Origin of the sequence: Tolypothrix tenuis PCC 7101 (genome assembly GCF_963874875.1) — a bacterium.
Classification (GTDB): domain Bacteria; phylum Cyanobacteriota; class Cyanobacteriia; order Cyanobacteriales; family Nostocaceae; genus Aulosira; species Aulosira tenue.
The window spans coordinates 2713646-2726417 of the sequence record NZ_CAWNJS010000001.1 but is presented as its reverse complement, the minus strand read 5'-3'; the positions used below and the strand labels follow the sequence as shown (position 1 = coordinate 2726417).

The 12772-nt window shown below is 39.8% G+C and carries 11 protein-coding genes; 8 read left to right on the top strand and 3 right to left on the bottom strand.

Annotated features, from left to right (window positions below):
* Nucleotides 1-7 precede the first annotated feature (7 nt).
* The 5 genes from purM (at nucleotide 8) to AACU25_RS11200 (ending at nucleotide 4934) form a co-directional block, all read left to right on the top strand.
* On the top strand, nucleotides 8-1036 hold the full coding sequence (purM, locus tag AACU25_RS11220; protein ID WP_096575598.1) for a phosphoribosylformylglycinamidine cyclo-ligase: 1029 nt from the start codon (nucleotides 8-10) through the stop codon (nucleotides 1034-1036).
* Nucleotides 1037-1498: 462 nt separating this feature from the next.
* Nucleotides 1499-2185, top strand: coding sequence for a PHP domain-containing protein (locus tag AACU25_RS11215; RefSeq protein WP_096575596.1), 687 nt, complete (start codon nucleotides 1499-1501; stop codon nucleotides 2183-2185).
* 631 nt (nucleotides 2186-2816) lie between these two features.
* A complete protein-coding gene (locus AACU25_RS11210; protein ID WP_096575594.1) occupies nucleotides 2817-3134 on the top strand; it encodes a DUF2605 domain-containing protein in 318 nt (105 codons plus the stop codon).
* A gap of 283 nt (nucleotides 3135-3417) precedes the next feature.
* On the top strand, nucleotides 3418-3735 hold the full coding sequence (locus AACU25_RS11205) for a DUF2973 domain-containing protein (RefSeq protein ID WP_096575592.1): 318 nt from the start codon (nucleotides 3418-3420) through the stop codon (nucleotides 3733-3735).
* 497 nt (nucleotides 3736-4232) lie between these two features.
* A complete protein-coding gene (locus AACU25_RS11200; RefSeq protein ID WP_096575590.1) occupies nucleotides 4233-4934 on the top strand; it encodes a DUF547 domain-containing protein in 702 nt (233 codons plus the stop codon).
* Here AACU25_RS11200 and AACU25_RS11195 read toward each other — a convergent pair.
* The 3 genes from AACU25_RS11195 to AACU25_RS11185 form a co-directional block, all read right to left on the bottom strand.
* Nucleotides 4919-5674, bottom strand: coding sequence for a TIGR04283 family arsenosugar biosynthesis glycosyltransferase (locus AACU25_RS11195; RefSeq protein ID WP_096575588.1), 756 nt, complete (start codon nucleotides 5672-5674; stop codon nucleotides 4919-4921). The genes AACU25_RS11200 and AACU25_RS11195 overlap by 16 nt on opposite strands.
* Nucleotides 5675-5802: 128 nt before the next feature.
* On the bottom strand, nucleotides 5803-6240 hold the full coding sequence (locus tag AACU25_RS11190) for a rhodanese-like domain-containing protein (protein WP_096575586.1): 438 nt from the start codon (nucleotides 6238-6240) through the stop codon (nucleotides 5803-5805).
* A 482-nt stretch (nucleotides 6241-6722) separates the two neighbouring features.
* Nucleotides 6723-8444 carry an N-acyl-D-amino-acid deacylase family protein gene (locus AACU25_RS11185; protein ID WP_321206637.1) on the bottom strand — a complete coding sequence of 574 codons (1722 nt, stop codon included), beginning with the start codon at nucleotides 8442-8444 and terminating at the stop codon, nucleotides 6723-6725.
* 918 nt (nucleotides 8445-9362) lie between these two features.
* Here AACU25_RS11185 and cysH point away from each other — a divergent pair.
* The 3 genes from cysH (at nucleotide 9363) to AACU25_RS11170 (ending at nucleotide 12703) form a co-directional block, all read left to right on the top strand.
* Complete coding sequence (gene cysH / locus AACU25_RS11180) at nucleotides 9363-10088, top strand: phosphoadenosine phosphosulfate reductase (protein ID WP_096575582.1); 726 nt, start codon at nucleotides 9363-9365, stop codon at nucleotides 10086-10088.
* Between the two features lie 540 nt (nucleotides 10089-10628).
* Nucleotides 10629-11018: a peptidoglycan-binding domain-containing protein gene (locus AACU25_RS11175; RefSeq protein ID WP_096575580.1), complete on the top strand. Its 390-nt coding sequence runs from the start codon at nucleotides 10629-10631 to the stop codon at nucleotides 11016-11018.
* A gap of 188 nt (nucleotides 11019-11206) precedes the next feature.
* Nucleotides 11207-12703 carry an aldehyde dehydrogenase family protein gene (locus AACU25_RS11170; RefSeq protein ID WP_096575578.1) on the top strand — a complete coding sequence of 499 codons (1497 nt, stop codon included), beginning with the start codon at nucleotides 11207-11209 and terminating at the stop codon, nucleotides 12701-12703.
* Nucleotides 12704-12772: the final 69 nt, after the last annotated feature.

Genomic DNA, 12772 nt, shown 5'->3' with positions numbered 1-12772 from the left:
GTCAGGAATGGATTATCGGGACGCTGGGGTAGATGTTGAGGCTGGGCGAGCCTTTGTAGATAAAATTCGCAATTTGGTTCACAGTACTTTTAGAAAAGAAGTACTTGGTGGACTGGGTGGTTTTGGTGGTTGTTTTCAGCTTCCAGGGGGTTTTAAGGAACCAGTATTAGTCTCTGGAACAGATGGTGTCGGGACAAAGCTCAAAATTGCTCAAGTTCTCAATCGCCACGATACCGTAGGTATTGATTTGGTGGCGATGTGCGTTAATGATGTGCTCACATCTGGAGCCGAACCACTGTTTTTTTTAGATTATCTGGCAACAGGTAAGTTGGATAAAGAGCAGTTAACTGAGGTGGTTGCAGGAATTGCGGCTGGGTGTCAGCAAGCTGGTTGTGCTTTGCTGGGGGGAGAAACCGCAGAAATGCCAGGTTTTTACCAAGTCGGTGAGTATGATTTGGCGGGATTTTGTGTAGGGATTGTAGAAAAAAGCCAGATGCTTGATGGTTCCCAGGTGCAAGTAGGAGATGTTGCGATCGCTCTTGCTAGTTCTGGTGTGCATAGTAATGGCTTAAGTTTAGTCCGAAAGATTGTGAGCGATGGCAAATTCGATTGGAATGAACGCCCAAAATTGTTAGGTGGCGAAACCATTGCAGAAGCTTTCCTCAAACCGACCTGTATTTATGTCAAACCTATCCTAGCTGCACGTCAAGCTGGTTTAGAAATTAACGGTATGGCACATATTACAGGTGGTGGGTTACCAGAAAATTTACCCAGATGTTTAAGCACAGGTCAAGCAATTAAAATTGATCGCCAGAGTTTAACAACTCCCCCACTATTTCAGTGGATAGCTGAAGCTGGAGGGGTGAATAATGAAGCAATGTATAACACCTTCAATATGGGTATTGGCTATGTGCTATTAGTCCCACCAAATAGTGCTGACCAGGTAATAACCTTCTTTCAATCACAAGATATTCCTGCTTTTGCAATTGGTGAAGTAATTACTGGTGACAATTCATTAGTCGGATTGCTTGATTAAATAACAATATTCATTCAATACTACGCAGTTAAGCATTTTTACATCACCATTGGGTTTGGGGAAAAGGTTAAAGATATTTTCTTTTCCCTTTCCCCTTTGCTTTTTTACCCTTAACCAAACAGTATTGAACATTGATCGGCTGTTGCACATCGAACAAAGCATATTGAATTGTGTTGACAGTTGATAGTTGACTGTTAACTGCTGTAGTCACTCATGAACTAATCTCTATGCAATGAATAAGTGTTTAGACTTATTTGTTACGTATGCTGATAAATGCAATCGAAAATACTCATGCCCGTCAGCGTTGAGATTTGCTAACGTAGTCTTAACATATTGAAAAATTTGCGGTCGAATTCGAGAAAATACTTACCAACACTAGCTTATGGTGTTGATGGTTTCTCGTCTAGAAATATGCAGCGTGTTCCTGTGTTGAGAACAATGTATTTTTGTCTTTGAGGGGTTATGGTTGTAAATTTTGCTCGGACTTCAGCTTCCACGGAAATTTTAAAGCAAGTATTCCAAAATATTAATGCTCAAAGTTGTCCGAGGTCATTTAATTTTCATATACATACTGTCCACTCTGATGGCAGATTGCAGCCAAATACATTAATGGAACAAGCGATCGCTATTGGTTTACAAGGACTAGCAATCACTGATCATCATAGTATTGGTGGATACCAAGTTGCCAAAGCTTGGTTAGAAGACTGGAAATGGAATAATCCTGGTGCAAGCATTCCTCATCTATGGAGTGGTGTAGAAATTAATGCCAACCTTTTAGACGTGGAAGTTCATATTCTGGCTTACTCCTTCCAGCCAGAACACCATAGCATGAAACCCTATTTGCAAAGAAAAGCCACAACAGGCGCAGAATATCAAGCAAATAACGTCATTGCTGCGATTCATGAGGCGGGGGGATTAGCAGTATTAGCTCATCCAGCGCGCTACAGGCGATCGCACTTAGATTTAATACCTGCTGCTGCTGAAAGAGGAATTGATGGTGTAGAAACTTTCTACGCTTACAATAACCCGAACCCTTGGCGGCCAAGTTCTTTAGAATCAGAACAAATACAACATTTGGCTAATGAATATGGTCTTTACAATACCTGCGGTACTGATACCCACGGTTTAAACATACTCCAGCGTTTGTAATCATGCAGGTAGGCATTTTGTTTAACACTCCTGGTTCCCGAAGCCAGGGGAGTTATACCAATTTGGGATTTTGGATTTTAGGTTAAGCTTTTGTACCGCAAACAGTTCTAGCAATTCCCAGCAATTTTGCCTGTTTGAATTTTGTATTGGTATTATTTTGCCTTTAATATTTTAATTTTATATTTTTGATTTTTAAATAAAAGTATTGAGTGAGACTCTTTGGCATTTTGCAGAAGCAGCTTGACCTCACTTAGATTCAACACAACCTACAGGCTTAAACAAACTACGTGCAAGGAATTGTAGGAACTTACCATAGGGGATCAATGTAAACTTACTTTCTATTTACAGAAAATCAAAAATTCTCAATATATCTTTAATATTAGAATCTATCCTACGAATGAATTTACCTTACAACGATCGCAGTTGACTTTTTCTAGCTTTTATAATTATTTCACTTGCAACATTCTCATTGGAGGATCTATGCAAATCTTTGGGAATAAGGATAAAATAGAAAAAAGTATCAGAAGCTACAGTTTGCTTTACATCTATCTGTGGAGGGATTAAAATATAATATTAAGAATTGTAAATAAGGTTAATATTATAAAGAAAGATAGACGTATGCTTCTCATTTATGCGAGACTCAAATGTACCAGGGGCTGAAGTGCTCAAAGCTTTATTGGAACCGCTGTTAGAGGATTTTCAGTATTGGTTTACGCGATCGCGTAAATTTCTGGAAACCGAGCAAATATCATTTATGAGTGAGCAAGACAAATTAGACTTGCTTCTCAGAATTCAGCAAGCCCAGGATGAACTCAATACAGCAAAGATGATGTTCAGTGCAACTGATGGGCAAGTTGGTATTGAAATGGCAACAATTAAGCCTTGGCACGAATTAGTGACAGAATGCTGGAATGTGGCAATACGCTTCCATAAAGAAAGAGATGTGTGAGAATGAAGTTTTTTTTCATTAAGTTCGGTAGACTTAATTAAAAAAGCAACGCGATATTCCGGTTCGATATTTAGTACTCAATCCTTAATAAATTTTGAATAAAACAGAAAAAGATGTATAACATGCTACCGTGTTTTGAATAACGGTCAATACATTCCCCCCTGCGAAACATAGACATATCAATGTGCTTCAGCCATTCGCTCTATCTGTAATTTTAATTACTAGTAAAGCGAAAAGTTACAGTAAAAACTTTTAGAACTTGCTTCCTCTGGAGGATAACCCGATGTTACACCTGCTTTACATTCTTGCTTTTACAATTCTTGCCGTTATTGCTGTTGCTAATCTAATTCGCAATCTGATCATGTTTAGTTTTGATCGAGAGCGCAATTATCCAGCAACAAGAAACCAGGGGAGATATGGCTATCCCTCAGTTAACAAGCATTTTCCGCCACATCCAGAATTATTAGATAATGCAGGTAACTTAATTAAAGAACCATTATTAGTGATGCGGTCAATCAACGTCGAAGATGCTCGCCAACAGCTAGATGCTTTGTATGAATCTTCTCCTGGCCGTAAAGTTGAGAATCAAGAAGAAAGTTAACTCGGAGTACTCAGTCCTGAGCGAAGATTAATTCATTAAATAAAAGGTAAAGAAAGGAGAGATTTTTGCATCTTCTTTCTTTTTTTATGGAGTTTTGGATAAAGATAATTAGAGCAGTAAAGCACCACCCGATGTATGGATGATACGTTAGGCGCTAAGATAGTTATTTCATGACAAATCATATTGGAAAAAAGCGCCTAACGCATCCTACAATAATTTTATTTTTACTAGATCAATAACCTCTAAAGACAGTTCGCGTAGCTGGTTATATATGTTAGGGTATTCGCCAAGTTCAAATGCTTTGACTTGCAAACATATTTGAATCTACATCAATTGTCTTGTTGCCAAATTCCAAGTAATACCATTTTGAAAAAAGAATGCGACAGATGGGTAGGGGCACGGCACCAATAAGATATTTGATATGCCAAAAGAATGCGGATGCCGTGCCCTTACAAAGAATTTATCTGTCGCAAACATTATTTGAATTGGTATAATTTATGATTGATTTTGAACCTTGGGACAGGTTACTGCATCAGTATGTTGATCGAAAAGGTCGTGTAGATTATTTTGCTTGGAAAACAGAGCAACCCCAAGTGCTTGATGATTGGTTACAAAGCAAAAAGCATTTACATTTAAATTCTCAACTTACAGTCATGGAAGAATTAACATTGTGGATTAACCTCTACAATGCATTTACTATTTCCACAATTTTAAAACAATATCCCCTAAAATCAATTTTGCCAAATTTTTTAGGGATTCCTAATTGGCTAGCTTTTTTATGGTTTTTTCAACGCCCAATTTATGAAATATTTGGCAATCGTTATAGTCTTGCTCAAATCGAAAATCAAATTTTAAGAAATAAGCTAAAAGAACCAAGAATTCATTTTGCGATTGTCTGCGCTTCTATTGGTTGTCCTTTACTACGTGCTGGGGCATATTTTCCTGAGCAAGTTATGCAGCAATTAGATGAAGATGCCTATCGCTTTATCAACAATTCGCAAAAAGTTTATTATGATTTTGATAGTCAAAAACTCTATTGTAATAAAATTTTTAAGTGGTATCGTCAGGATTTTTTACAAGTTGCGCCTTCGATTCCAGAATACATTAATTCCTATTTAAAAACAGATTTACCCTTAAGTGCTGCAACTCAAATATCTTATCTTGACTATGACTGGAGCCTTAATCAGCGAATATCTTGATAAAATTGCTTGAGGTAATTAGCATCAACACCAATTCCCCACAAAATACCGATATACAAGTAAATAGCGGTAGCTTTCCAGCTTCCCCAACGTGCAACCCGACGATCCGAACTTTGAACGATGCGGTTGACTAAAGAGATTCGTCCCTTTTGTACTAATTTCAAGCACAAATCTCCATCCTCCATAATTGGTAAAGCCTCATCGAATGCGCCACAATACCAAAAATCCGTTCGCCGACAGAACATAACTTGATCGCCGAACAACAGGCGCAAGCCTTTAAAAAATAAGCGAGGTCTAAATAATAGAGGAGCGTAGTAAGTTTTGAGGTAGTTGTGTAAAGATATACCCCAGCGAGTATGATAAGAACCTACCATCAGCGAAATAAAACCCCCACAGGCGACTTGCGGCTCTGCTAAAGTTTTCTCAATCACTGCAATCAAATCATCAGGAACCCAAGTATCTGCATGGAGAAAGCAAATAATATCTCCAGTTGCAACTAATGCGCCGTGGTTCATTTGTATAGAACGTCCGCGTCGTTCGCAACAGAGAACTTGCATATTTAATTTGTGATCAAATGATTCAGTGCTTTGTTTGGCGATCGCTATTGTCTCATCTTCGCTACCACCGTCCACAACTATCACCTCTTTTGCAGGGGGGTGAAGTAGCGTCAGTTGACGTAGTGTACGCTCTAAACTAGCTGCTTCATTTAAAGTAGGGATAACAATCGAAACTTGAGACATAAGTAGCTTGTTCCTGATTGTTGTTTGTATTTGTGGGGTTTAATCATCCATCAAACTCAAATAAAGAAGTCGAGGAGCAAAGCTATGATCTTTTGCTAATTATCTTTTTCCTTATTGGCGCTTTTTTGTCATCGAGAAGCGAGATAAGAACAATTTTGAGGATGGTAATTAGCTTTCAGCATTTTTCCCCAATTTGCATCATAAGGATGCACAAACTCTGTTTGCTGGTTGTCATCTTTAAAAAGAAGTCGTCCTTCATTTGCCCACTCAAAAATACCTCCGCTTAAGTTGTAAATAGAGGTAAAACCTTGCTTTTGAAGCTGTTGAGCAATTTTGGCGCTACGATAACCAATTGAACAGTACACAACAATAGGGCTATCTTTTGAAATCCTCAAAGCATTTTTTGAGTGTAAAACAATCGGATCGATATGTATTGCTGATTTGAGATGACTGACCCCATACTCTGCTGGACTGCGCGCATCTAACACTAAAGGCTGTAGCTTGGCAGAATCCGATCGCCACTTAGCAAATTCTGCTGTCGTAATGGAATTGACAGCAGGAAACATGATTCTGATGCAAATTTTTAATAGATTTAACACAAGTGATCGCAATTTTTGGTATTACTTTAGCGAGTTATAATACTTGCCGCTTCAATCTTAACTTGGGCATCGTTAAAATACTATAAAGCTATTAATAATTTATCTTCATCATGCCGTAGATAGATTATTTTTCAACATAATTTCTAGTTTAGTCATCACCTTATACTAATTAAAAAAAGATATTACAGATATATAGGAAACAGTTCTGTATCCTCTAAATGATTTATTTATGGTAAACATTATTTGAATGGGGATTATTCAGATAATAAAAATTTAATTCTATCATTTATCTTCGCTAGCGTAATTATCTGTAGTATCCATCGCCTACTAGAGCAAATTTAAGATTTAATATCTATTTTAAGATAAGCAATTGTCGGAAAATATTGCTTTAATATGCAATCCAAACAAGTTCTTGGATAGCGCTCTCTGCTTCTCTGTGAGAAATACTCTTATGACAAAGGAGACAAAACACTTCCCAATTTTTCACGCCCTAAGCGATCGCTCACCTCTCCCTTAGAAATAACCCGAACTCCATTAATATAAACCGCTTGCACAATCTCATCTGAACCGCGCTTTACCATCCGAGGTTCACCATCCAAAACGGGATCTAATATTTCCACTTGGGGACTGATTGGCTGATTGAGCGCATTAGGGTTAAGTAAAACTATATCTGCTTTTGCACCAACTCTCAGCACCCCCGTATCCAGACGAAACCAAGTTGCTAGTTCTCCTGTAACTCGAAAAATCGCCGCTTCTGATGTCAGAAAATTCGTTGTTACAGCCTGCTTCAGTAAAGACAATGCGCCATCATAGTATCCCAGGTTACGCACATGAGCGCCAGCATCAGTAAATCCAGGTAAAATATGTGGGTGCTGCATCATCGCCAAACGCGGTTTTAAGCGATCGTTCGCTCCTGTTGCTACCCAGCGCAAATCTGTATCGTATTTTTGCAACGCCTGGATCAAAAAATCTACTGGTTCCTGTTGCTTTTGATGGGCAATTTCCGCAAAACTCAACCCTTGCCAACTTGCTTCGGGACAGCGAACAACTTCCATCAAATCTAATCGGCGATGAAAAGAATTTCGCCATTTACTCAGCCATTCTTGACGGAATTGCTGACGAAAACCTTCAGATTGCCACAATTTTTCCCGTTCTTGGCGTGACTCACAACCATTTAATTGTGCGCCTGTAGCGAATTCTTCAAATAAGGGAGTAACGGGGCCATCAGAATAAATTGTGAATGGTTCTGTTAGGGTTTGAAAGCGCACATTTCCATTGAGAAGCCGATTCCAAATAAATAGAAGAGGGGAAAATAATCGCCAGAGTTGGCGATTATGTACAGCATCTAAAGCAGAGAGGACAGTTAGCCGCAGCCGTTTGCCAAACCCCGAACCCATACGCAGAATCTCTACAAAAGAAGCCAGCTTTTGTAAATTGGGAGTGACTTGAAAAACGCGATCGCGCTGCTTACAAAGCCTAGCCAACATCGCATATTCTTTAAATTTCGCGTGTTGTGAGGGAATTGTATAACCTCGCCATTCGCCACTCATACGATGCCAAGGAAACATATCAATAGAAATCCCCACAAATCCAGCGTCTAAAGCATCTGCTGCTATACGCTGCATCAGTTTTAGCTCAAATTTGGTCGGCTGAACGGTTAAGCTGCGTTCCAACCCCATAACATGAGCGCGTAAAGCACTATGTCCAAACAAAGGGGCAATATTTGGCCCTAGTGGTAACTGTTGTAAATGCTGTAAATATTCTGCTGGTGTTTGCCAAGATATTGATTTGTTCAACCATTTGGCAATTAACCGATGAGATAATGTCTCGACTCGCTGAAAAATATCTGCCAGCATTTGAGCTTCACCAATGGCAACAGATAAACTGCAATTGCCAATCACCACGCTGGTAACACCATGACGCACCGATTCGCTCAATCCTGGTGCAATCTCTAACTCTAAATCGTAATGGGTGTGAATATCGATAAATCCTGGCGTAACCCACAACCCAGCAGCATCAACCACTTCCCGCGCTGGGGTAGATAAGCTGGGAGCAATACCTACAATCCGGCCATTTTGAATTCCAACATCCCCACGTATAGGTGCAGATCCTAAACCATCGAAAATCAACCCATTTTGAATCAGCAAGTCCAACATAATAGTGACTGGCAAAAATTATCTTCTTTTTCCTTGATATCTTGCACCAATAATCACCTCAGTGTAGACACTGACCAAACTCACAAAATTACTTAACGCCAATGTAAGCGATCGCTAACTGCCTAGACTACAAAATGTAAAAGCCCCTCTCAGTTTCAGAGGAGCTTTGTAAAGTTTCGTTGCTAAAATTTATTTTTATGATCTTAAAATGCACTCATGATGGTGATAATGCTTACGCTGGTTAACATGATGAGAGCGCCCATAACTATAGATTCACCAAAAGATCCAGGAGTTTTTGACTTATTCATTTTCTTAGAATCCACATCAAAGTTAAGGATTCATTAACAATACCAGTCTCATAATTTAATATCTATATAAGTGCGGTAAAACTTTATCTAACGCAAACTATCTTAGTAAAGGCTGTGGTATTTACTTACGTGCGTAATGGGTAATGGGTCATTCATTGGTCATTGGTCATTGGTCTTTCTCCCTCATCCTCCTCATCTCCCTTATCCCTTATCCCTTATCCCTTATCCCCAATCCCCATTACCCCTTATCCCCAGAGCAGGGCCGTTTCATTCGTAAGGATATGTATTTTGTCAATATGATTGGCGATAAATATCAGGGCAAAAGTCATAAATTCTTGACCATGTTGATGCCTAATATTGAATGCCTTGCTTATTTTTCATCTCCTGAACTCTTGCATTTTCAGGACTTTTAGGGAATGAAACGGCCCTGCATTACCCCTTATCCCCAGAGGGGGCCCCGAGTTCCCCAATCCCTATATATTTGCCAATATAAGTACAATTACTAAAAACTATAATTTTTTTGAATACCTAATACCCTAGCGATTTATGTGCTTTTATATGTACCTATTTGGGGTAAAATAGACTTTGTTGGAGTAAAAGACCCATTTACCTAAAAAAAATTATCATGACAGTTTCCACGGTATCGAGAAACCAAACCAAAGAGTTTGATTTAGAACAGTTAAACCAACAATTTGAAACTGCTACCCCAAAAGACATACTGGCTTGGTCTGTAGAAAATATCGCCACGGGATTGGTGCAAACCAGCGCCTTTAACGTAGATGACATGATAATTACCCATATTCTTTATAGTGAACTGAAGCATCCAGTCCCTGTTATTTTTCTCGATACCCTATTCCACTTCCCCCAAAGCTTAGAACTAGTTGCGAAAAGCAAAGAAATCTATAACCTAGATCTACAAACTTACAAAACCCCAGATGTAGATAGCCGTGAAGCCTTTAACGCAAAATACGGTGATGCACTTTGGGACAGAGATATTACTAAATTCCACCACATTACAAAAATCGAACCTTTGCAAAGAGGTTTAGACGAACTCAATACAGTTGCTTGGATTACTGGTCGTCGCCGTGACCAAGCTGTTACCCGTGCTAATATGCCTATCTTTGAATTAGATGGTCAAGGACGCTTGAAAGTAAATCCTTTAGCTGCCTGGACACGCCAACAAAGCTGGGTTTATGTAGCTGAACATGGCGTAATTTACAATCCCCTACATGACCAAGGCTATCCCAGCATTGGTGACGAACCAATCACCACCAAAGTAGGCGAAGGTGAAGACGAACGTGCTGGACGCTGGCGGGGAACCGGCAAAACTGAATGTGGAATTCATATTTAATGGAAACTAGAGATTAGGAAATGGGTCATGGAGGAAAACAATCCTCCACTCATTTCCTTATATTTGGCTCTCAAATCCTATACTCTCCCACCTAGCTGGAAAAATAAAATTCTTAGTTCTAAGTTCTCGCAAAACATTCTTGTCTGTAGTACTTAGTCTTTATTCCCTTTTCATCTGCCTTAGCATATAGAGTTAATGATTGTTACTAATTCTCTACAATCTAGTAACAGATTCAAAGTGTAAGAACTCAGATTAAACGTTACTTTCTTAATTTAAAAATTAAGTAGTATTAATTAATAGTCAAAAATAAAAGTAATTTTCTTTACTTATATTAATACTGAAAATAATTGGTCATAGCTTCGTCATAGTTCTGCAATAGCCTTGTCAATTAGATATGTGATGCTTATTTCATATCTAAATGAGTAAATAATATTTGGCGATAAAAAGCACCAAGATTTACTCAGGAGATTTGCGATCGCGTCATAGGCCTGACACGATGACTCTGCACATCAAAATCTCTTTTTAATAGGAACTAGAACTATGAATTGGAAAGTACTTACTTTAATTCCTGTACTAACTTTAGCGACTGCTTTTCCAGCCTTCTCCAAAACTGCGAATAAAACTCAAAATCCTGCTAGCACTACCCCAGTTACTCAAACTAGCCAGCCAACAACCAATACAACTAAAAAGCCTAGCGCTACAAAAATTACCAATACTGCGGCAAAGCCTACTACTACACTTCAGTTAGGTAGCAAGGGAGAAGGAGTTAAAACTGCTCAAAACTTTTTAAAGCAACAAGGGCTGTACACCGGAAATGTGAATGGTGTATTTGATAAACAAACACGCTCCGCAGTCATCAAATTCCAAAAATCCAAAAGCTTAAGAGCAGACGGCATCATTGGACGGCGGACTTTAGCAGCCATGAAGTAAAGCAGAGGGGGATGGGGGAAAAGGGGAAAGGGGAAAGGGGAAAGGGAAAAGGAGATAAATACCATTACCAATTACCCATTACTATGCCCAATGCCCCATGCCCAATGCCCAATACTTGACGACAACCTCTAAAGCACGGCACACTTAGTACAAAAGTTCCAGTGGATGTAGAGCTGGAGGTCTTAAAAATGACTACTGCCTTAAGTTGCCGCAATTACATCAACGGTGAGTGGTTGAGTGCTTTAGGGGGAGCCACTTTAGAAAGTCGCAACCCTGCTGATAAAAATGAAGTTGTTGCTATCTTTCCCCGTTCCTTAGCAGATGATGTTAATCAAGCAGTAGCCGCCGCCCGTCAAGCTTACCGCAGTTGGCGGAAAGTTCCCGCACCAGCTAGAGCCGAATATATTTTTCGTGTCGGAGAGATATTACTTCAGCACAAAGAAGAACTCGCTCAGTTAATTAGCCGCGAAATGGGTAAACCCTTAACTGAAGCCAGAGGCGATGTGCAAGAAGGTATTGACTGCGCCTTTTATAGTGCTGGCGAAGGGCGGCGATTATTCGGGCAAACGACACCCTCAGAAATGCCCAATAAATTTGCTATGACGGTGAGAATGCCAATAGGGGTATGTGCTTTAATTACTCCTTGGAATTTTCCCGTGGCGATTCCTTGCTGGAAAGCTATGCCAGCATTGGTATGTGGTAATACCGTTATCCTCAAACCTGCTGAAGATACCCCCGCCTGTGCAACCAAATTAGTTGAGATTTTTGCCGCAGCAGGTTTACCACCAGGAGTCATTAACCTTGTGCATGGTGTGGGAGAAGAAGCGGGGAAAGCCTTAGTCGAGCATCCTGATGTGGATTTAGTATCTTTTACTGGCTCTTCCGAAACAGGTGCATTTGTCGGTGCAACTTGCGGACGTACTCACAAGCGCGTTTGCTTGGAAATGGGCGGTAAAAATGCTCAAGTTGTCATGGAAGACGCAGATTTAGAACTGGCGTTAGATGGTGCTGTTTGGGGAGCTTTTGGAACTGCGGGACAACGATGTACAGCTACTAGTCGTTTAATATTGCATCGTGACATCAAAGAAAAATTTACTGCCATGCTTTACGAGCGTACCAGCAAATTACGCTTAGGGGCTGGAACCGATCCAGATATAGATATCGGGCCGCTAATTAATGAATCGCAGTTGCAAAGAGTCAGCAAATATTTAGATATTGCCCGTGAAGAAGGGGCAAAAATATTAATTGGTGGAGAAATTGCCAGCGAGGGGCAATTAAAAAACGGTAACTTCTTTAAACCGACAATTTTGGATAATGTGACACCAGAAATGCGGGTTGCCCGTGAAGAAATATTCGGGCCAGTAGTCGCATTAATTGAGGTTAGCTCCTTTGAAGATGCGATCGCAGTCCTCAACGATACCAATTACGGTCTATCTTCCTCAGTCTACACTCGCGACATTAACCGCGCTTTTACAGCTATGCGCGACATTGAGGCAGGTATCACTTATATCAATGGCCCGACTATTGGTGCTGAAGTACACTTGCCTTTTGGTGGTGTCAAACAAACAGGCAATGGACATAGAGAAGCTGGTACTACCGCCTTAGATGTTTTTACTGAATGGAAAAGTGTTTATGTTGACTTTTCTGGTAGTTTACAACGCGCCCAAATAGACAACCACAGTTAAAAAACCAGCTTTGCTAAACGCCAAAAACACTCTGCGCCCCTCTGCGTTTTTTAATTCCTTCAGTAAGTC